This window comes from Scandinavium lactucae, assembly GCF_033843265.1.
Lineage (GTDB): Bacteria > Pseudomonadota > Gammaproteobacteria > Enterobacterales > Enterobacteriaceae > Scandinavium > Scandinavium lactucae.
This window is the reverse complement of sequence record NZ_JAWXRD010000040.1, coordinates 20,631-41,695: the sequence shown is the minus strand read 5'-3', so window position 1 is coordinate 41,695 and position 21,065 is coordinate 20,631. Positions and strand designations below refer to the sequence as shown.

The 21,065-nt window shown below is 55.1% G+C and carries 21 protein-coding genes; 16 read left to right on the top strand and 5 right to left on the bottom strand.

Annotated features, from left to right (window positions below):
- Positions 1–94 precede the first annotated feature (94 nt).
- From malX to add, 3 genes are all read left to right on the top strand, one after another.
- On the top strand, positions 95–1,687 hold the full coding sequence (gene malX, locus SIK69_RS17860; protein WP_319630520.1) for a maltose/glucose-specific PTS transporter subunit IIBC: 1,593 nt from the start codon (positions 95–97) through the stop codon (positions 1,685–1,687).
- A 70-nt stretch (positions 1,688–1,757) separates the two neighbouring features.
- Positions 1,758–2,930: a MalY/PatB family protein gene (locus tag SIK69_RS17855; protein ID WP_319630521.1), complete on the top strand. Its 1,173-nt coding sequence runs from the start codon at positions 1,758–1,760 to the stop codon at positions 2,928–2,930.
- A 112-nt stretch (positions 2,931–3,042) separates the two neighbouring features.
- Positions 3,043–4,044: an adenosine deaminase gene (gene add, locus SIK69_RS17850; RefSeq protein WP_319786685.1), complete on the top strand. Its 1,002-nt coding sequence runs from the start codon at positions 3,043–3,045 to the stop codon at positions 4,042–4,044.
- 39 nt (positions 4,045–4,083) lie between these two features.
- Here the strand turns inward: add and SIK69_RS17845 are convergent, their stop codons facing one another.
- Positions 4,084–5,124 carry an oxidoreductase gene (locus tag SIK69_RS17845; RefSeq protein ID WP_319786684.1) on the bottom strand — a complete coding sequence of 347 codons (1,041 nt, stop codon included), beginning with the start codon at positions 5,122–5,124 and terminating at the stop codon, positions 4,084–4,086.
- 147 nt (positions 5,125–5,271) lie between these two features.
- Between SIK69_RS17845 and blr the strand changes: the two genes are divergently transcribed.
- From blr to gstA, 13 genes are all read left to right on the top strand, one after another.
- Positions 5,272–5,409 carry a division septum protein Blr gene (gene blr, locus SIK69_RS17840; RefSeq protein WP_319630524.1) on the top strand — a complete coding sequence of 46 codons (138 nt, stop codon included), beginning with the start codon at positions 5,272–5,274 and terminating at the stop codon, positions 5,407–5,409.
- 111 nt (positions 5,410–5,520) lie between these two features.
- Positions 5,521–6,921, top strand: coding sequence for a GH1 family beta-glucosidase (locus SIK69_RS17835; protein ID WP_319630525.1), 1,401 nt, complete (start codon positions 5,521–5,523; stop codon positions 6,919–6,921).
- 224 nt (positions 6,922–7,145) lie between these two features.
- Positions 7,146–7,361, top strand: coding sequence for a transcription modulator YdgT (gene ydgT / locus SIK69_RS17830; protein ID WP_319630526.1), 216 nt, complete (start codon positions 7,146–7,148; stop codon positions 7,359–7,361).
- Between the two features lie 75 nt (positions 7,362–7,436).
- Positions 7,437–7,877, top strand: coding sequence for a DUF2569 domain-containing protein (locus SIK69_RS17825; RefSeq protein ID WP_319786683.1), 441 nt, complete (start codon positions 7,437–7,439; stop codon positions 7,875–7,877).
- Between the two features lie 78 nt (positions 7,878–7,955).
- The gene (rsxA, locus tag SIK69_RS17820) at positions 7,956–8,537 is read left to right on the top strand and encodes an electron transport complex subunit RsxA (protein ID WP_319630528.1); all 582 of its coding nucleotides are present in this window, start codon (positions 7,956–7,958) and stop codon (positions 8,535–8,537) included.
- Positions 8,537–9,115: an electron transport complex subunit RsxB gene (rsxB, locus tag SIK69_RS17815; RefSeq protein ID WP_319786681.1), complete on the top strand. Its 579-nt coding sequence runs from the start codon at positions 8,537–8,539 to the stop codon at positions 9,113–9,115. The genes rsxA and rsxB overlap by 1 nt, the downstream gene beginning before the upstream one ends.
- Positions 9,108–11,240: an electron transport complex subunit RsxC gene (gene rsxC / locus SIK69_RS17810; protein WP_319786680.1), complete on the top strand. Its 2,133-nt coding sequence runs from the start codon at positions 9,108–9,110 to the stop codon at positions 11,238–11,240. Before rsxB ends, rsxC begins: the two co-directional genes overlap by 8 nt.
- Positions 11,241–12,293: an electron transport complex subunit RsxD gene (rsxD, locus tag SIK69_RS17805; protein ID WP_319630531.1), complete on the top strand. Its 1,053-nt coding sequence runs from the start codon at positions 11,241–11,243 to the stop codon at positions 12,291–12,293.
- Positions 12,294–12,301: 8 nt separating this feature from the next.
- Positions 12,302–12,922, top strand: coding sequence for an electron transport complex subunit RsxG (gene rsxG, locus SIK69_RS17800; RefSeq protein WP_319630532.1), 621 nt, complete (start codon positions 12,302–12,304; stop codon positions 12,920–12,922).
- Between the two features lie 3 nt (positions 12,923–12,925).
- Positions 12,926–13,630, top strand: coding sequence for an electron transport complex subunit E (locus SIK69_RS17795; RefSeq protein ID WP_319786679.1), 705 nt, complete (start codon positions 12,926–12,928; stop codon positions 13,628–13,630).
- Positions 13,630–14,265: an endonuclease III gene (nth, locus tag SIK69_RS17790; protein ID WP_319630534.1), complete on the top strand. Its 636-nt coding sequence runs from the start codon at positions 13,630–13,632 to the stop codon at positions 14,263–14,265. The genes SIK69_RS17795 and nth overlap by 1 nt, the downstream gene beginning before the upstream one ends.
- Positions 14,266–14,842: 577 nt before the next feature.
- On the top strand, positions 14,843–16,348 hold the full coding sequence (gene dtpA, locus SIK69_RS17785; protein WP_319630535.1) for a dipeptide/tripeptide permease DtpA: 1,506 nt from the start codon (positions 14,843–14,845) through the stop codon (positions 16,346–16,348).
- A gap of 109 nt (positions 16,349–16,457) precedes the next feature.
- A complete protein-coding gene (gene gstA, locus SIK69_RS17780; protein WP_319786678.1) occupies positions 16,458–17,063 on the top strand; it encodes a glutathione transferase GstA in 606 nt (201 codons plus the stop codon).
- Positions 17,064–17,154: 91 nt separating this feature from the next.
- On the opposite strand, the gene tyrS is transcribed toward gstA, so the two are convergent.
- From tyrS to anmK, 4 genes are all read right to left on the bottom strand, one after another.
- Positions 17,155–18,429, bottom strand: a complete 1,275-nt coding sequence (gene tyrS / locus SIK69_RS17775) for a tyrosine--tRNA ligase (protein WP_319786677.1) — start codon at positions 18,427–18,429, stop codon at positions 17,155–17,157.
- 126 nt (positions 18,430–18,555) lie between these two features.
- Entirely contained in the window at positions 18,556–19,212 is a 657-nt protein-coding gene (gene pdxH, locus SIK69_RS17770) for a pyridoxamine 5'-phosphate oxidase (RefSeq protein ID WP_319630538.1), read from the bottom strand.
- A 56-nt stretch (positions 19,213–19,268) separates the two neighbouring features.
- A complete protein-coding gene (mliC, locus tag SIK69_RS17765; RefSeq protein ID WP_319786676.1) occupies positions 19,269–19,604 on the bottom strand; it encodes a C-type lysozyme inhibitor in 336 nt (111 codons plus the stop codon).
- Between the two features lie 91 nt (positions 19,605–19,695).
- Positions 19,696–20,820, bottom strand: a complete 1,125-nt coding sequence (gene anmK / locus SIK69_RS17760) for an anhydro-N-acetylmuramic acid kinase (protein WP_319786675.1) — start codon at positions 20,818–20,820, stop codon at positions 19,696–19,698.
- Positions 20,821–21,065 lie beyond the last annotated feature (245 nt).

Sequence of the window (21,065 nt, the reverse complement as noted above, 5' to 3'; positions counted from 1 at the left end):
TGTGATTTACCTCGCACTAAACTTAGGTAAAACGTTTTATCTTCTCGCTGCACTCAACAACTACAACAGTATTTACAGCACAAGGAGTCGTTTTATGACGGCGAAAGCAGCACCCAAAATTAGCCTGTGGGAATTTTTCCAGCAGCTCGGCAAGACGTTCATGCTGCCAGTGGCACTTCTCTCGTTCTGCGGGATCATGATGGGCATCGGCAGCTCGCTGAGCAGCCACGATGTCACCACGCTGCTTCCGTGGCTGGACACCCCGTTCCTGCAGGCCGTTTTCATCTGGATGGGTAAAGTCGGCTCGTTTGCCTTCAGCTTCCTGCCAGTGATGTTCTGTATCGCTATCCCACTGGGCCTGGCGCGTGATAACAAAGGCGTGGCGGCGTTTGCCGGTTTTGTCGGCTTTGCGGTGATGAACCTGGCGGTCAACTTCTGGCTGACAGCGAAAGGCATTCTGCCTACCACCGATGCGGCTATCCTGAAAGCCAACAACATCCAGAACGTGATTGGCATTCAGTCTATTGATACCGGGATCCTCGGGGCGGTTATCTGCGGCATCATCGTGTGGATGCTGCATGAGCGTTTCAATACCATTCGCCTGCCGGATGCGCTGGCATTCTTCGGTGGCACCCGTTTTGTGCCAATCATCACTACCGTGGTGCTCGGTCTGGTGGGGCTGGTTATCCCGCTGATTTGGCCAATCTTTGCTAAAGGCATTAACGGTCTGGGTTACGTGATTAACGGTGCGGGTGAGTTTGGTCCGATGATCTTCGGCACCGGTGAACGTCTGCTGCTGCCGTTCGGTCTGCATCACATTCTGGTAGCCCTGATTCGCTTTACCGAAGCGGGCGGCACCCTGGATGTTTGTGGCCATCAGGTCAGCGGCGCGCTGACTATTTTCCAGGCGCAGCTGAGCTGCCCAACGACACATGGCTTCGCTGAGAGCGCAACTCGCTTCCTGTCTCAGGGTAAAATGCCTGCCTTCCTCGGCGGTCTGCCGGGTGCGGCACTGGCGATGTATCACTGTGCGCGTCCGGAAAACCGTCACAAGATTAAAGGCCTGCTTATCTCCGGCGTGATTGCCTGTGTCGTGGGCGGCACCACCGAACCGCTGGAATTCCTGTTCCTGTTCGTCGCTCCGGTGCTGTACGTTATCCACGCCCTGCTGACGGGCCTTGGCTTTACCATCATGGCGGTTCTGGGTGTGACTATCGGTAACACCGATGGCAACATCATCGACTTCGTGGTGTTCGGTATTCTGCACGGCCTGGCCACCAAGTGGTATATGGTGCCGGTTGTCGCGGCTATCTGGTTTGCGGCCTACTACGCTATCTTCCGCTTCGCTATCACTCGCTTTAACATCAAAACGCCGGGCCGCGATATCGAATCCGCCTCCAGCGCAGAAAAAGCCATGGTGGGGGCGATCGGTAAATCCGGCTACAACGCCCCTGCCATTCTGGCAGCACTCGGCGGCACGGATAACATCACCAACCTCGATAACTGCCTGACGCGTTTGCGTCTGTCGGTGGATGACATGAGCAAGGTTGACGTTGACGCGTTGAAAGCCAACCGTGCCATCGGTGTGGTCCAGCTCAACCAGCACAGTCTGCAGGTTGTGATTGGCCCGCAGGTCCAGTCGGTCAAAGATGAACTGGCCAGCCTGATGCATACCGTCGAGGCGTAAATCTCCTTTCCCCCTTCGCTCTGAAGGGGGACAATGTTTCCTCCCCCGTTTGACCGAAATGGAGTTTCCGATGTTTGATTTCTCAACGGTTGTAGACCGCCACGGCACCTGGTGTACCCAGTGGGATTACGTTGCTGACCGCTTCGGCGCAGCGGATTTACTGCCTTTCACCATCTCGGATATGGATTTCGCCACCGCCCCTTGCATCCTGGAGGCAGTCAGCCAACGTCTGAGCCATGGCGTACTGGGCTACAGCCGCTGGAAAAACGACGAGTTCCTGGGCGCGATTCAGCACTGGTTCCAGACACGTTTTGACAGCCAGATTGACACCGAACAGGTGGTGTACGGCCCGTCGGTTATTTACATGGTTTCAGAAATGATCCGCCAATGGTCAGAGATCGGCGACGGCGTGGTGGTCCAGACCCCGGCCTATGACGCTTTCTACAAAGCGATTGAGGGTAACCATCGTCAGATTGCCGCCGTGCCGCTGCATCAGACCGCCGAAGGCTGGCAATGTGACATGACGCTGCTGGAAAGCGTGCTTGCCGAACCACGAAATAAAATCCTGCTGTTGTGCAGCCCACATAACCCCACCGGGAAAGTGTGGACTCGCGAAGAGCTGACTACTATCGCCAGCCTGTGCAATAAGCACGGCGTGAAGGTGATCAGCGATGAAATCCACATGGATATGACCTGGCACGGTCGCCGCCATATTCCGTGGTGTGAAGTGGCACAAAACGACTGGGCGCTGTTCACCTCAGGTTCCAAGAGCTTCAACATTCCAGCCTTGACCGGGGCATACGGTCTGATTGGGGCAGAAACCTCGCGCAATGGGTATCTCAACGCGCTTAAAGGACGGGACGGACTATCTTCCCCTTCCATTCCTGCCGTGGTGGCGCACATTGCCGCCTATGAACAGGGCGAGGCCTGGCTTGACGCGCTGCGTGATTATTTGCAGGACAACATGCGCTTTATTGCCAGCGAATTGAACGCCGCCTTCCCGGAACTTCACTGGCAACCGCCGGAGTCAACGTATCTGGCGTGGATTGATCTACGCCCGTTGCACATCGACGACAAACTGCTGCAAAAAGTGCTGATTGAGCAACAAAAGGTCGCCATCATGCCGGGTTATACCTACGGGGAAGAAGGCAATGGCTTTGTCCGTCTCAATGCGGGCTGTCCACGCAGTAAGCTCGAACGTGGTGTCCAGGGGCTGATTAACGCCCTTCATGCCGTTCGCTAACGCTGTTGCGCAACAGAGATAGTCGTTGCGCAAAATAGCTTTTTCCCTCGTTTTCGCTTTATAATGTGTCGCACTTTACCTAAAAAACTTCACCTAAAAAAAGAGTGCGACCATGATTCATAAAGACCTGCCCCTGACAGACATTCACCGCCACCTTGATGGCAACATTCGCGCACAAACCATTCTTGAACTCGGTCGCCAGCATAACATTGCGCTTCCTGCCTCCACGCTGGACACCTTGCGCCCGCACGTTCAGGTCACCAGCAATGAACCAGATCTCGTCAGCTTCCTGAGCAAACTCGATTGGGGTGTGAAAGTCCTGGCCGACCTCGACGCCTGTCGCCGCGTAGCGTATGAGAATATTGAAGATGCTGCCCGCAACGGTTTGCACTATGTTGAACTGCGCTTCTCGCCGGGCTATATGGCAATGACGCACAGCCTGCCGGTCGCCGGGGTGGTTGAAGCGGTGATCGCCGGGGTGCAGCAAGGTTGCCGTGATTTCCCGGTGCAGGCCAAACTGATTGGCATCATGAGCCGCACCTTCGGCGAAACTGCCTGTGAACAAGAGCTGAACGCCCTGCTCGCCCATCGCGACGGTATTACCGCCCTGGATCTGGCCGGTGATGAACTGGGCTTCCCGGGCAGCCTGTTCCTCAATCATTTCAATCGCGCACGCGATGCGGGCTGGCATATCACCGTTCATGCAGGTGAAGCTGCCGGGCCGGAAAGCATCTGGCAGGCGATTCGTGAATTGGGTGCCGAGCGTATCGGCCACGGTGTAAAAGCAGTGGAAGACCGCGCGTTGATGGATTTCCTCGCCGAACAGCGCATTGGAATTGAATCCTGTCTGACCTCAAACATTCAGACCAGCACCGTGCCAACCCTGGCGCGCCACCCACTCAAGACGTTCCTGGAACACGGCGTGCTGGCATCACTGAATACCGACGACCCGGCGGTTCAAGGGATCGACATTATTCACGAGTACCAGGTAGCGGCCCCGGCAGCCGGTCTTTCTGCGGCGCAGATCCGTCAGGCGCAGATTAACGGTCTGGAGATAGCGTTCCTTTCCGCCCAGGAGAAACAGGCGCTGATTGATGCGGTAAAAGCGGCTTAAAAAAATACCCGGTGAGCGCCACCGCCACCGGGTAATTCATCAGGTCAGGCTCAACGTCGCGCGATGCTTCGCGGATTCAATCCCCAGCTCAATCAATTCCATAATCTGAATCGCCTGGCTCGCCGGGACCGGGTTCTCTCCGCTGCCGTTCAGGGCATCACGAATACCGGCGTAATAGGCCGGATAGTTACCCGGCACCGTCAGCCAGGTCTCTTGCGTACGGTCATCGCCGTCCACACGCGTCACCACCCCATCACGCATATCATAACCCCAATCTTCCTGGGGCAAACGCTCCCCGTTTTTCAGGCGTTCTTCCTGCGGATCGAGTCCATATTTAACGTAGCTCGCGCGGGTGCCATGCACGATATAACGTGCGGATTCCGCTGCGGCCAGCAGCGTGCCGTGCAGGATCACCCGGCGCTGCGGATAGTTCAGCACCGCATGGAAGTAGTCCGTTGACTGCGCGCCCGGACGCAACTGCGCCAGGTCAACTGTCAGGCTGACCGGCAGACCGAATAAATTCACCGCCTGATCGAGCAGATGCGGAGCTAAATCGTACCAGATGCCGCTCCCAGGGCCGCCCTGCTCGCGCCAGCGGTTGCGGACTTCCGGGCGATAGCGGTCGAAATGCGACTCAAAGAAGGTCACTTCGCCAAGCGAGCCTTCAGCGATCAGGGCTTTTACCGTCAGGAAATCGCTGTCCCAGCGACGGTTGTGAAACACCGACAGCAGACGACCGAGGCTACGCGCCAGCGCATCCAGTTCGCGAGCCTGTGACAGTGTCACGGTGAACGGCTTATCCACCACCACATGCTTGCCCGCTTCCAGCGCGGCCTTCGCCAGCGGGAAATGGGTATCGTTAGGCGTGGGAATGACAATTAAATCGATGCTGGGATCGTTAAACAGATGCTTCGGCTCAGAAACGACCTTAACACCCGGCCAGTCCACTTTGACTTTCGCTTCATCGCTGCTGGAAACTGCCGCCAACGTCATTCCCGGCGTACCGCTGATCAGCGGTGCGTGAAAGGTTTTACTCGCGTAGCCATAGCCAATTAATCCGACGCGGATAGTGTCACTCATGTTTTTGCCCTCATCTGTGGTTACCCGCCATTTCACAACATCTGTAAGAGGCTCACAACCCTTTATTAACACTCCCCGTTTCAACTGGCGCGAACGCCATGTTCCTGGTAACATTTCGCCCCTGGATTCTTTTGGACATTGATTGTTATGAGTATGGTATTTAATCGTATCGTCGAGCTGGTGGGCTGGATTGTACTGGGCGTGTGCTTTTTGCTGCTGATTGCGGCGCATCATATTGATAATTACCAGCCACCAGAGCCCCCTGCCACCGCACAACATAAATAACGGTAAGAAAGTGACTCCGGTCGCAACCTATGTAACCGGTTTCTGAAACCGGTTGCAGACCCTAAGTCTGACTCCTTACACTGCTTTTATCTCATCGATAAGGAGCGTGTAATGGCTGCATTTCCAAAAAATTTTCTGTGGGGCGCGGCAACCGCCGCCTATCAGGTAGAAGGCGCACATAACGAAGATGGCAAAGGGCTTTCCATCTGGGACGTTTTCTCTCATCTCCCTGGTACGACATATCAAAACACCAATGGCGACGTCGCCGTCGATCACTATCACCGGATGCAGGAAGACGTGGCGCTGATGGCCGAAATGGGCCTGCAAAGCTACCGTTTTTCTATCTCCTGGCCTCGCCTGCTGCCTAACGGCCGCGGAGAAGTGAACGAAGCCGGCGTTAAATTCTACAGCGATTTAATCGACACCCTGTTGGCGCACAACATTGTGCCCATGATTACGCTTTATCACTGGGACCTGCCGCAGGCATTGCAGGATGAAGGCGGTTGGGAGGTGCGTTCCACCGCGCTTGCCTTCGAGGAATACGCCCGCCTGTGCTACTCGCGCTACGGCGACCGCGTTAAACTGTGGGCCACCTTTAACGAAACCATCGTCTTTATCGGCCACGGTTATATCACCGGCAGCCATCCCCCGTCGGTTCGTGATCCGGCCCGGGCGATTCAGGCCTGTCATCAGGTGTTTATCGCCCATGCCCTGGCGGTGAAAGCCTTCCACGAAATGAACATTCAGGGCGACATTGGTTTCGTAAACGTCCTGCAACCGCATACCGCGCTAACCAGCAGTCCGGAAGACCGCATCGCCACTGAGTTGGCGGATGCTATCCATACCCACTGGCTGTACGATCCGGTGCTCAAAGGCCACTATCCTGAAGCATTGCTCGCTCAAACGCAGGCCCTGTGGGATGTTCCCCGCTTTGAACCGGGCGATGATGAGCTGCTGCGCAACAACATCTGCGACTTCATTGGCCTTAACTATTACCGCCGCGAAACGGTGGTCGCCAACCCGGGCGACACGCAGATCGCCAGCAACCATAACGGCGAACCCAACAGTGGGGCAGAGTTCGGCTTCAAAGACCTGTTCAAATTCGTGCGGAATCCGGACGGGGTATATACCGACTGGGACTGGGAGATTTGGCCTCAGGGTTTGACCGACGGCATTATGATGATTAAAGAACGCTATGGCGATATTCCGATGTACATCACCGAAAATGGTTTAGGCGCGAAAGACCCTATTATTGACGGAGAAATTGTCGATCAACCGCGTATTGACTATTTACAGATGCATATTGATGCCATGGAAAAAGCGATGGCGCAGGGCGCAGACGTCCGAGGTTATTACCCGTGGTCATTTATTGATTTATTAAGCTGGTTGAACGGTTACAAAAAACAGTATGGTTTTGTTTATGTTGATCATCAGCAGAATTTGACACGAAAACGTAAAAAGAGCTTTTTCTGGTATCAAAACGTCATTGCCACCCGCGGCCAACAGCGATAATCTTCCCCTCCAGGCGTCATCCGACGCCTGATATAGTTTTAGAAAATTCTTAAATTAAATTTAACGACAACAGAATCACGTTCCGTGCTTGTTTTTGCTATTTATAGCCGAAATAATTCGTGCGATTATCACTGTCTGATTTGACACCACTTACAACCCAGGTTGCCGTTGGCAGGTTGTTCTTACCTCATAATTACAACATCATAAAATGGAAACGCGCTAAAATGACCGTTCAGGATTATTTATTAAAATTCCGAAAGATCAGTTCCCTCGAAAGTCTGGAAAAACTCTTTGACCATCTGAATTACTCTCTGACGGATACCCAGGACATTGTGAATATGTATCGGGCGGCCGATCATCGTCGTGCTGAACTGGTTTCCGGTGGCCGTTTATACAACGTCGGTGAAGTGCCGAAGACCGTCTGGCACTACGTGCAATAAAGACTGTTTTCTCACGCGTCAGTTGCTTATACTTCTCGCCCTGCTTTTTTGACTGACGCTGATTCCGGAGACGTAATGTCCACTGAACCCACAGAACGTATTGGTGGTTGGCTATTTGCCCCGCTTGCATGGCTGATTGTGGCCTTGATCAGCGCATCGCTTGCCATTTTGTTATACGCAGGTGTGTTACTGTCCCCTGCTGCACGCAGCAACCTGGGCGCTTTAAGCGCGACAAACCTGAGCCTGTGGCTGCTGTCGATGGTCTTTGCCGTTGCGATGTGGGCCTATACCTTCTGGCTGACCGCCGCTTTCTTTAAACGCCGCAAGCTGGTGCCGAAGCACTATATTATCTGGCTGCTGATTTCGGTGCTGCTGGCGGTGAAAGCCTTCGCCTTCGCGCCGGTCTCCGATGCCCTTGCGTTGCGCCAGCTGCTGTTCCCGTTGCTGGCCACTGCGTTGCTGGTTCCGTACTTTAAGCGTTCCACGCGTGTAAAGCGGACCTTTGTGAATCCGTAATAACCCTACAGATAACCTGTTGTCGCCTGCTGCGGTTTGTCCGATAATAGGCGGCTTTTTTTTCGTTTCAGGCTCACTATGACTGATTACCTGCTGCTTTTCGTCGGCACTGTTCTTGTTAATAACTTCGTTCTGGTGAAGTTCCTTGGACTGTGCCCGTTTATGGGCGTTTCCAAAAAACTGGAAACGGCTATGGGAATGGGTCTTGCCACCACCTTCGTGATGACGCTGGCCTCGGTCTGCGCGTGGCTGATAGATACCTGGATCCTCATTCCGCTAAATCTGATTTACCTGCGCACGCTGGCCTTTATTCTGGTCATCGCCGTAGTGGTGCAGTTCACCGAGATGGTGGTGCGCAAAACCAGCCCGGCGTTGTATCGCCTGCTGGGGATTTTCCTGCCGCTGATTACCACCAACTGTGCGGTGCTCGGCGTGGCACTGTTAAACATCAACCTCGGGCATAACTTCCTGCAATCGGCGCTGTACGGTTTCTCCGCGGCAGTCGGTTTTTCGCTGGTGATGGTGCTGTTCGCAGCGATTCGTGAGCGTCTGGTGGTGGCCGATGTCCCTGCCCCGTTCCGCGGGAATGCCATTGCGCTGATTACCGCCGGGCTGATGTCTCTGGCCTTTATGGGCTTTAGTGGTTTGGTGAAGTTGTAATGACGTTAGTGTGGATTGCCATCGCTGCCCTCAGCCTGTTAGGCCTGATTTTTGGCGGCATTCTCGGATATGCCTCGCGCCGCTTTGCGGTACAAGACGATCCGGTGGTGGAAAAAATTGATGAAATCCTGCCGCAGAGCCAATGTGGGCAATGCGGCTATCCCGGCTGCCGTCCCTACGCAGAAGCCGTCGGCAGCCAGGGTGAGAAAATCAACCGTTGCGCCCCCGGTGGCGAAGCGGTGATGCTGAAAATTGCTACCCTGCTAAACGTAGACCCGCAGCCAATCGACGGCGACGAACAGGCCGCTGAGCCGGTTCGCATGATTGCGGTTATTGACGAGCCGAATTGTATTGGCTGCACCAAATGTATTCAGGCCTGCCCGGTGGATGCCATCGTCGGTGCCACGCGCGCCATGCATACCGTGGTGACCGACCTCTGTACCGGGTGCAATCTGTGCGTCGCGCCGTGTCCGACGCAGTGTATCGAATTACGTCCGGTCGCCGAGACGACCGACAGCTGGAAGTGGGATCTACAAACCATTCCAGTGCGTATTATTCCAGTGGAACACCATGCTTAAGTTATTCTCCGCGTTCAGAAAGGACAAAATCTGGGATTTCGAAGGGGGGATTCATCCTCCTGAAATGAAGACACAGTCGAATGGCACGCCGCTGCGCCAGGTTCCTCTTGCGCAGCGTTACGTGATGCCACTCAAACAACATATAGGCACCGAAGGTGAACTGACCGTGAGCGTAGGCGAGCACGTCCTGCGCGGTCAGCCCTTGACGCGTGGCTGGGGCAGAATGCTGCCGGTACATGCACCGACGTCCGGTACCGTGATTGCCATTGCGCCCCACTCCACCGCTCATCCCTCAGCACTGGCAGAAATGAGCGTCATCATCGAGGCCGACGGTGAGGACCGCTGGATTGATCGCGACGGCTGGAGCGACTGGCAGCAGCAGAGCCGCGAGGCGCTGATTGAACGCATTCATGATTTCGGCGTGGCTGGTCTCGGCGGCGCGGGTTTCCCGACCGGGGTTAAGCTCAACGGCGGCGGCGATAAAATCGAGACGCTGATCGTCAACGCGGCGGAATGTGAACCCTATATCACCGCTGACGACCGTTTGATGCAGGACTGTGCGGCGCAAATCGTCGAGGGCATCCGTATTCTGGCGCACATTCTGCAGCCCAAAGAGGTGCTGATTGGCGTGGAAGACAACAAACCGCAGGCCATTTCGATGATGCGTGCGGTGCTGGCCAATACCCACGGCATCAGCCTGCGGGTGATCCCCACCAAGTACCCGTCCGGCGGTGCCAAGCAGTTGACGCAAATACTGACCGGGAAACAGGTGCCGCACGGCGGGCGGTCGTCAGATATCGGCGTACTGATGCAAAACGTCGGCACCGCGTTTGCCGTGAAACGGGCGGTGATCGACGGCGAACCGCTGACCGAGCGCGTAGTGACCCTCACCGGGGAATCTGTCTCGCGTCCGGGCAACGTTTGGGCTCGTTTAGGCACCCCGGTGCGTCATCTGCTCGAAGACGCGGGCTTCTGTCCTGGCCCAGAACAGATGGTGATCATGGGCGGTCCATTGATGGGCTTTACCCTGCCGTGGCTGGATGTCCCGGTGGTGAAAATCACCAACTGCTTACTGGCACCTTCCGCCAGTGAGATGGGTGAGCAGCAAGAAGAAAAAGGGTGTATTCGTTGCAGCGCTTGCGCCGACTCCTGCCCGGCTGATTTGCTCCCACAGCAGCTATATTGGTTCAGTAAAGGCCAGCAGCACGACAAAGCCACCGCGCACAACCTTTCCGACTGTATCGAATGCGGGGCCTGCGCGTGGGTTTGCCCAAGCAATATTCCGCTGGTGCAGTATTTCCGCCAGGAAAAGGCCGAGATTGCCGCCATTCGCCTGGAAGAAAAACGTGCCGCTGAGGCTAAAGCCCGCTTTGAAGCCCGCGCCGAGCGTCTGGAACGTGAAAAAGCGGCGCGCCAGGAACGTCACAAACAGTCTGCTGTACAGCCTGCCGCGCAGGATCAGGATGCGATTAACGCCGCGCTGAACCGTGTGCGCGAGAAACAGCAGGCCTCGCAGCCGATTATCGTTCAGGCCGGGGCTAAGCCCGATAACAGCGCAGTGATCGCCGCCCGCGAAGCGCGAAAAGCACAGGCGCGTGCCGCACAGGCTGAAAAACAACAGCACGACACAACCGTTGAGTCGGCGAGTGCAGCCATCGATCCGCGTAAAGCCGCTGTGGAAGCGGCCATCGCCCGGGCTAAAGCGCGGAAAGCTGAACAGCAACCCGCTGCGGAACCGATGTCTGAAACCGTCGACCCGCGCAAGGCCGCTGTGGAAGCGGCGATCGCCCGTGCCAAAGCGCGGAAAGCTGAACAGCAACCGGCTGCGGAACCGACGCCTGAAACCGTCGATCCGCGTAAAGCCGCTGTGGAAGCGGCGATCGCTCGTGCCAAAGCACGGAAAGCTGAACAGCAGCGCGCTGCGGAACCGACGCCTGAAACCGTCGACCCGCGCAAGGCCGCTGTGGAAGCCGCCATCGCCCGTGCCAAAGCGCGGAAAGCCGAAAAAGAAGCCGCCAATGAACCGGTGGCTGAAACCATCGATCCGCGTAAAGCCGCCGTTGAAGCGGCTATCGCCCGAGCGAAAGCACGCAAAGCAGAAAAACAGGCAGTGAACGAGGAATAAATGGTTTTTAAAATCGCAAGCTCTCCTTATACCCATAACCATCGCCAGACCTCGCGCATTATGCTGCTGGTACTGCTGGCGGCCGTGCCGGGCATCGCTATTCAGACCTGGTTTTTTGGCTGGGGGACGCTCGTTCAGATAGTGCTGGCAAGCCTTACGGCCTGGGGTGCAGAGGCCGCCATCCTTCGTCTGCGTAAACAGAATGTGCTACACACGCTGCAGGATAACGCCGCCCTGCTGACCGGTCTGCTATTAGCTATCAGTATTCCTTCCATGGCACCCTGGTGGATGATTGTGCTCGGCACCGCTTTTGCGGTCGTTATCGCCAAGCAATTGTACGGTGGCCTGGGTCAGAATCCGTTTAACCCGGCGATGATTGGCTATGTGGTGCTACTGATTTCGTTCCCGGTGCAGATGACGTCCTGGCTGCCGCCGCAGGAAATCGCCATCACCACCCCAGGCCTGATGGATACGTTGCAGATAATCTTCAGCGGCCATACCGCGACCGGGGCTGACATCAACACCCTGCGCATGGGCGTGGACGGGATCAGTCAGGCAACGCCACTTGATACCTTCAAAACGTCACTGCACGCCGGGCATAGCGTAAGCGACATTCTGAACGCGTCGATTTATCGCGGTGCGCTGGCCGGAATTGGCTGGCAGTGGGTGAACGTGGCCTACCTGGCAGGCGGCTTGTTCCTGCTGTGGCAGCGCGCTATTCGCTGGCATATTCCGGTGAGTTTCCTGCTGACGCTGGCCGTGTGCTCTACGCTAGGCTGGATTTTCTCGCCTGAAACACTGGCGTCCCCGCAAATGCATATGCTCTCAGGGGCCACCATGCTCGGCGCATTCTTTATTCTGACCGACCCGGTAACCGCCTCGACCACCAATCGCGGGCGGCTGGTCTACGGCGCGCTGGCGGGTGTCCTGGTATGGCTGATTCGCAGCTTTGGCGGCTATCCGGATGGCGTGGCCTTTGCCACCTTGCTGGCCAACATTACCGTGCCGCTGATTGATTACTACACGCGCCCGCGCGTTTACGGACACCGCTGAGACCGACCATGCTGACTACGATTCGCAAACATGGCATCACGTTGGCGCTTTTCGCCGCCGGTGCCACCGGGATGACGGCCATAATTAACCAGATGACCAAAAGCACCATTGATACGCAGTCTGCCAAACAGCAGATGGCGCTGTTCGATCAGGTGGTGACGCAAGATAGCTATAATAACGACTTGCTGAAAAGCTGCTATGTGCTGAACGCTCCTGAACTGGGGAAAGGCAGCCACAAGATTTATATTGCCCGTAAAGACGACACCCCGGTCGCAGTAGTGATGGAGGCGACAGCTCCGGACGGTTATTCCGGTGCCATTCAGTTGCTGGTGGGTGCCGATTTTAACGGCACGGTGCTGGGGTCGCGCGTGACTGAGCATCATGAAACGCCAGGTTTAGGCGATAAGATTGAACTGCGCCATTCCGACTGGATAACCCGTTTTGCCGGAAAAATTATCCACTCAGCAAGTGACAGCCAGTGGGCGGTGAAAAAAGATGGTGGTGAGTTCGACCAGTTTACCGGGGCGACTATCACCCCGCGTGCAGTGGTGAACGCCGTGAAGCGTGCCGGACTGTTTGCGCAGACGTTGCCGCAGCAGATTAACGAACTTACCCCCTGTGAAGAGTAAATCATGAGCGAAATCAAAGACGTTATTGTTCAGGGATTATGGAAAAACAACTCCTCGCTGGTGCAGCTATTGGGCCTGTGCCCGCTGCTGGCTGTGACCTCGACGGCGACTAACGCCCTCGGGCTGGGACTGGCCACCACGCTGGTCTTAACCCTGACTAACCTGTTTATCTCCCTGTTGCGCCGTTGGACACCATCGGAAATTCGTATTCCGATATACGTCATGATTATCGCCTCGGTGGTGAGTTCGGTGCAGATGCTGATCAACGCCTATGCGTTTGGGCTGTATCAGTCGCTGGGAATTTTTATTCCGCTGATCGTGACCAACTGTATCGTGGTCGGGCGCGCCGAAGCGTTCGCCGCTAAGAAAGGCCCGATGCTGTCGGCCCTGGACGGTTTCTCGATTGGCATGGGTGCCACCTGTGCGATGTTTGTGCTGGGCTCTATTCGTGAGATTCTCGGCAACGGCACCCTGTTTGACGGCGCTGATGGGCTGCTCGGCGGCTGGGCCAAAGCCCTGCGCATTGAAGTTTTCCATACCGACACGCCATTCCTGCTGGCGATGCTGCCCCCGGGTGCGTTCATTGGTCTGGGAATGCTGCTGGCGATTAAATACGTTATCGATCAGCGCGCGAAGCAGAAAGCCAGCACCGTACGTAACCATTGTGAAGTTGCGCCGGATGTGAAAACCACGCCAGGGAAAGCTTGATGAATAAAGAGAAGCGTCACCAGATCCTCACCCGATTACGTGACAACAATCCCCACCCGACCACGGAACTGAATTTCACCACGCCGTTTGAGCTGCTGATTGCGGTTCTGCTCTCAGCCCAAGCGACCGACGTGAGCGTTAACAAAGCCACCGCCAAACTTTATCCGGTGGCGAATACGCCGGAAGCGATTCTGGCGCTCGGCGTTGACGGGCTGAAGGGATACATCAAGACTATCGGCCTGTTTAACAGCAAAGCCGAAAACGTGATTAAGACCTGTCGGATCCTGATTGAACAGCATGGCAGCGTCGTACCGGAAGACCGCGCGGCGCTGGAGGCTTTACCCGGTGTCGGACGTAAAACCGCCAATGTGGTGCTGAACACCGCCTTCGGCTGGCCGACCATCGCGGTGGATACGCATATTTTCCGGGTGTGCAATCGCACCAACTTTGCGCCGGGGAAAAACGTTGAGCAGGTAGAAGATAAGCTGCTAAAAGTGGTCCCCGCCGAGTTTAAAGTCGACTGCCATCACTGGTTCATTCTGCACGGACGTTATACCTGCGTCGCACGTAAACCGCGCTGCGGCTCCTGCTTGATTGAAGACCTCTGTGAATATAAAGAGAAAGTCGATATCTGATCCTGTTTTATCGCCGTGTCGCGGCACGGCGTTCTCTCCATTTTATTGTCCATAAAACCCCTCCAGACTAATGCATCATCTGGCCTGTTATCGCTCGGACAGGTTAATCGTTTTTTTTCCAACTGAAATTTCTATACAAATGTGACACAGATCACTTCCATAACACCACGTTAAAACGATGTTAAAGAAACGAAGCTAAGCCTTTGCTCATGCAGCGGTTAACTGTTTTTTAACCAGACATATCACCACTATTTTTCGGATTATTGGCCTATATGACTGCCCAGCAAGCAAAACGGCAGAACATATCGCCACAAGCCCAGAAAATCGGCACCTTTTTAGTGAAAAAAACCAGAAGAATCGAAACGGCGAAGTTAAACGCTGAATAACATTTAGATGAACGGACGATTATAACGCCCTCGTTATGTGTAACAGAGTATTACAAACCCCTTGTGCGATTGTCCAGGATAGTGAACATTACCTGCCGTTTTCCCCTCCAAGAATAACTATAAGGCGGATGTCAAAACGAACGTCACGCCCACGAACCCCGTTAATATGGGATGTAAAAAAAGAGGTATATGTGTCTACTGCAAACAATAAACCAACTGAAAGCGTGAGTCTGAACGCTTTCAAACAACCGAAATCTTTCTATCTCATTTTCTCAATTGAACTGTGGGAACGCTTTGGTTATTACGGCCTTCAGGGCATCATGGCCGTTTACCTGGTTAAACAACTGGGTATGTCCGAAGCGGATTCTATTACGCTGTTCTCCTCTTTCAGCGCACTGGTATATGGTCTGGTCGCTGTAGGCGGCTGGCTGGGTGATAAAGTGCTCGGTACCAAGCGTGTCATTATGCTGGGTGCGGTTGTGCTGGCGATTGGTTATGCGCTGGTGGCCTTCTCGGGGCACGATGCCGCCGTCGTGTATATGGGTATGGCGACTATCGCTGTGGGTAACGGCCTGTTTAAAGCTAACCCATCCGCCCTGCTTTCAACCTGTTATGAGAAAGACGACCCGCGTCTGGACGGTGCATTCACCATGTACTACATGTCCATCAACATCGGTTCTTTCTTCTCTATGCTGGCGACCCCGTGGCTCGCCGCGAAATATGGCTGGAGCACGGCGTTTGCGCTGAGCGTGGTGGGTATGTGTATTACCGTGGTGAACTTTGCGTTCTGCCAGAAATGGGTGAAAAGCTACGGTTCCAAGCCTGACTTTGCCCCGGTTCACATGGGTAAACTGCTGGCCACCATCGTTGGGGTTGTGGTTCTGGTGACCATTGCCACCTGGCTGCTGCACAACCAGGGTATCGCTCGTATGGTTCTGGCCGTGGTTGCTCTGGGTATCATCTGCCTGTTCGCGAAAGAGACCTTCGCGATGAAAGGTGCCGCGCGTCGTAAAATGATCGTGGCCTTCATTCTGATGGTTGAAGCGATTGTATTCTTCGTGCTGTACAGCCAGATGCCAACCTCTCTGAACTTCTTCGCTATCCGTAACGTTGAGCACTCCATTTTGGGTATCGCGTTCGAGCCAGAGCAGTATCAGGCCCTGAACCCATTCTGGATCATGATTGGTAGTCCAATCCTGGCCGCTATCTATAACAAGATGGGCGACCGTATGCCGATGCCGCACAAATTTGCCTTCGGTATGATCCTCTGTTCACTGGCCTTCCTGGTGCTGCCACTGGGTGCCAAGTTCGCAACCGATGCTGGTATCGTGTCCGTTAACTGGCTGATTCTGAGCTATGCGCTGCAGTCTATCGGTGAGCTGATGATCTCCGGTCTCGGCCTGGCGATGGTTGCACAGCTGGTTCCACAGCGTCTGATGGGCTTCATCATGGGTAGCTGGTTCCTGACCACTGCCGGTGCAGCCATCATCGCGGGTAACGTGGCTAACCTGATGGCAGTTCCAGAAAACGTGACTGATCCCCTGATGTCCCTGCACGTCTACGGTGATGTGTTCATGAAGATTGGCATCGCCACTGCGGTGATCGCAGTCCTGATGCTGCTGACTGCACCGAAACTGAATCGTATGACCCAGGAAGATGATGCCGCTGACAAAGCCCGCGAAACGGCAACTGCATAACATTCTTCGGCAATCCGAATAAATTAGGCCGCTGACACGTTCAGCGGCTTTTTTTTTATCTGCGGGCGAACTAGGATGGATGACACATCTGCGTCCTAAGGAGTTCGTCATGAAATTATTCTATAAACCCGGTGCCTGTTCCCTTGCTTCACATATCACCCTGCGGGAGAGCGGCATGGACTTTTCGCTGGTTGGCGTTGATCTCGCGATAAAGCAGCTGGAAAATGGGGAGGATTATTGGCAGGTCAACCCGAAAGGCCAGGTTCCTGCCCTGCTGCTGGACGACAACATCCTGCTGACCGAAGGCGTGGCGATCATGCAGTACATCGCGGACACCAAATCTGACCGCCAGTTGCTGGCCCCGGCGGGGAGCATCGCTCGCTATAAGACGCTCGAATGGCTCAATTTCATTGCCACCGAACTGCACAAAGGCTTTACGCCGTTGTTCCGTCCGGACACACCTGAAGACTTCAAACCGACCGTCCGCGCACTGCTGGAGAAAAAATTCAGCTATGTGAATGATGCGCTGCGTGACGGGGAGTGGATCAGCGGGGCACGCTTCACCATCGCTGATGCCTACCTGTTTACCGTCCTGCGCTGGGCGCGGGCGGTAAAATTGGATCTCAGCGGTTACAAAAATATTGAAGCTTATATGGCCCGCGTGGCAGCCCGTCCGGCTGTTACCGCAGCATTGGCGGCAGAAGGCTTAAATTAAGGCTTAGATTTCGGCTCGATAAGCATGAGCGCCATCAGGTATTAAAAAAGGCCGCATACGCGGCCTTCTTCATGTGCTGGTAACGGGAAAATTACTTCCAGCACACCAGGCAGTAGTTTTTCTTACCGCGACGCAGCAGCGTGTAGCGCCCGTACAGACGATCGCTTTCGGCGAAAGTGTATTCCGGGTCAATCTGCTTCTCACCGTTGATGGTGACCGCGTTTGAGGCGATGGTTTTGCGCGCCTGACCGCGGGACGGCTGCAGCTCAGAATCCACCAGCGCCTGCATCAGGTCAGCCCCTTTTTCCATTTCGACCATCGGCACGCCATCCTGCGCCAGTTGTTCGAAATCGTCTTCGCTCAGGTCACTCAGGTTGCCGTTAAACAGGCTTTCAGTGATGCGTTTTGCCGCCACCAGACCTTCTTCACCATGCACCAGACGGGTGACCTGCTCGGCCAGCACGTACTGCGCGCGCGGTGCTTTGCCACTGTTTTTGTCTTCTTCTTCCAGGGCATTAATTTCAGCAATGTCCATGAAGGTGAAGAACTTCAGGAAGCGATATACGTCCGCGTCCGCAGTGTTAATCCAGAATTGATAGAACTTGTATGGACTGGTTTTCTTCGGATCCAGCCACACCGCGCCGCCTTCGGTTTTACCGAATTTGGTGCCGTCGGATTTGGTGATCAGCGGAACGGTCAGACCGAACACCTGATTCTGGTGCAGACGACGGGTCAGGTCGATACCGGAGGTGATGTTACCCCACTGGTCGGAGCCGCCGATTTGCAGCGCCACACCATGCAGTTTGTTCAGGCACGCGAAGTCATAACCCTGCAACAGGTTGTAGGAGAACTCGGTAAAGGAGATCCCCTGATCATCTCGGTTAAGACGCTGTTTTACCGCTTCCTTGTTGATCATCTGGTTAACAGAGAAGTGTTTACCGATATCACGCAGGAAGGTCAGCACGTTCATGCCGCCGAACCAGTCATAGTTGTTGGCCGCGATGGCAGAATTACTGCCGCAGTCGAAATCGAGGAACGGTGCAACCTGTTTGCGGATTTTATCCACCCACTCCTGCACGGTATCTTCGGTGTTTAGCTTACGCTCGGCCGCTTTGAAACTAGGATCGCCAATCAGGCCAGTTGCGCCACCCACCAGAGCCACAGGCTTGTGGCCCGCTTCCTGGAAGCGTTTCAGGCATAACAGGGGAACGAGATGCCCCAAATGCAAGCTGTCAGCGGTAGGATCGAAGCCGCAATAGAGCGCGATCGGGCCCTGCGCCAGTCGCTCTGCTAACGCTTCCTCGTCCGTCACCTGGGCCACCAGGCCCCGCTCTTGCAATTGTTTAATCAAGTTACTGCTCGCCATCAAAGTCTCCATGTATAAAACAGACTGCACCTTAGCCGGTACACGACGTTTCGCAAGATGCGAAAGGCTCATAGAATAAAACGCCAGCCCGTGTTGTGCCAGCGCTTAACGCAACAAAATGCGCGATTACGGCGCGAGTCGGTCGATTTTCCAGGCATCGTTTTCACGCTGGTACATAAATCTGTCATGCAAGCGATGTTCACCCCCCTGCCAGAACTCCATCGACTCAATGCTGATGCGGTATCCGCCCCAGAAACTCGGCAGCGGCACTTCGCCCTGCTGGAACTTTTGTTTAAGCTCAAGGAATTTGCTTTCGAGGATCCCGCGCGCAGAAATACGGCTGGACTGCTTCGAGACCCAGGCACCAATCTGGCTGTCGCGCGGACGGCTGTGGAAATACTTCACCACTTCAAGCGTAGAAAGCCGTTCAGCCTTGCCGGTGACCATCACCTGACGTTCCAGCATATGCCAAGGAAACAACAGGCTGATACGCGGGTTTTGTTCCAGATGATGCGCCTTACGGCTGCCAAGGTTGGTATAGAACACCAGCCCCTTTTCGTCGTAATGTTTGAGTAACACGATGCGCTGATAGGGCTGACCGTTTTCATCCACGGTCGCCACGACCATCGCCGTGGGATCGGCAAGTTTGGCCTCGCAGGCCTGCCCCAACCAGCGTTCAAAAAGTGCCAGCGGTTCAGCGGGAAGATCGCGGCGGCGCAGGCCGCCACGGGTATACTCACGGCGCAGATGCGCAATTTGCTGCAGGGAGTCGTTGTCAGACATGGCGTTTTCGAAGTTGTCTTTAGGTGACGCTATTGTGCGCCGCCGTCAGCAAAATCTCAACGCTTCGGATTTTGCAACTGACAGTTATTCAAGACGATACGGTCACGTTTGTAGACCGTCGCGCTGTCGCCTTTCGACCAGAAGACATAAATGCCGTCGGTATAGCGCGCCCCCGAGGCTGAAATGCCCTGGGTCAGCGTCTGCTGCTGATTATCGTAGATGAAATCGACCTGCTGACGGGTGTTGTTCAGGTGAACGGTCAGCGGTTTTTCGTCGCACTGGTATTCAAGGGTGTCGGTGTGCATCCGCTCGACGAACTGGTTGTAGTAGCTACAGCCGGAGAGCATCAAGGGTGCTATCAGTGGTACTACCGCGAGGAGAATTTTTTTCATTGGCTTGCCTATAGACTGTCCCGGTCCCGGAGGGCAGTTGCCCTCCCTAAACACACCTATTCTATCGGCAATGGCATCACGACTCAGTCAGTTAACTCTGATTCTGCGCCGGGTTAACAGGGAAAATCGCCCCCAGCACCGTTGGCATGCTGGCCCCGGTGACGGACGGCAGATTACCCGGCAACCCGGCCAGCGTACGCCAGGCAAGCCATGCGAAGGCCAGACCTTCCATATCGTCTCCGCTGACACCCGCGTCGTCGGTGGTTGAGACCTCAGTACCCGGTAGCAACGCAGCCAGGCGCGCCATCAGCAAAGGATTACGACTGCCTCCGCCGCACACCAGCAGACGCTCACAGCCACCGCTCAGCAACACCTGCTCGCTGATGGTCACAGCGGTCAGTTCAGTCAGGGTGGTCATTACATCTTTCGCCGCCACCCCCGGGTGTTTGGCTAACTGGCGCTCGAGCCAGCCGTAGTTGAAATATTCGCGTCCTGTGCTTTTCGGAGCAGGTAATGCAAACCACGGGTCGCTGAGCATTTCCTGCAACAACGGCAGACTGATTTTACCCGTGTGCGCCCATTCGGCATCTTTGTCATACGGTTTTCCGCACTGACGCCAAATCCATGCGTCCATCAGCATGTTACCCGGCCCTGTATCATGTCCTTTGACCGGCAGCCCAGGACTCAGCATTGACAGATTCGCGATCCCGCCGATGTTGAGCACAATGCGACGCTCGTGCGGCACAGCCAGTAGCGCGTGATGGAATGCCGGAACCAACGGCGCACCCTGCCCGCCCAGGGCGATATCACGGCGGCGGAAATCACCAACCACCGTGACACCAGTGCGGGCAGCAATGATATTGTTGTCTCCGATTTGCAGCGTATGCGGGGCCTCACCGTCCGGCTCATGCCATACCGTTTGCCCATGACAGCCAATGGCCACGATATCGCTGGCCGATAGCTTTTCCTGCGCCATCAGTGCCAGCACAGCATCAGCGAACAAATGTCCGAGGCGTGTGTCGAGCTGCCCGTACTGCGACAGGGTCAGCTGCTGCCCCTGGCAGATAGCGAGGATGGCTTCCTTGATAGCAATGGGAATGGGGTACGACAGGCTGGCCTGCTGCGCCACTATGCTTTCGTCCATCGCCGCGAGAACCACATCTACACCGTCAAGGCTGGTGCCTGACATCACACCAATATAGCGACCCGATTTCATACGCTTTCCTGAATTTATGACTGAGAAAAACAATGAAGCATAAAGTTTTTCTTAATGCCATGATCCACTGACGAAATTTAATAATTCGCGGCCTGGATACACGTCCGGTTGCGTTGTATGCCTTTATCGCAACGGCTGTTTATGTAAGGTTGAGCACAAAGAGACTACAATTTTGTGTAGATCCTCGCAGAACATATGACCTCTAGTGCATAAATGCCATATAATTGCGGTGACGGATGCTCTCA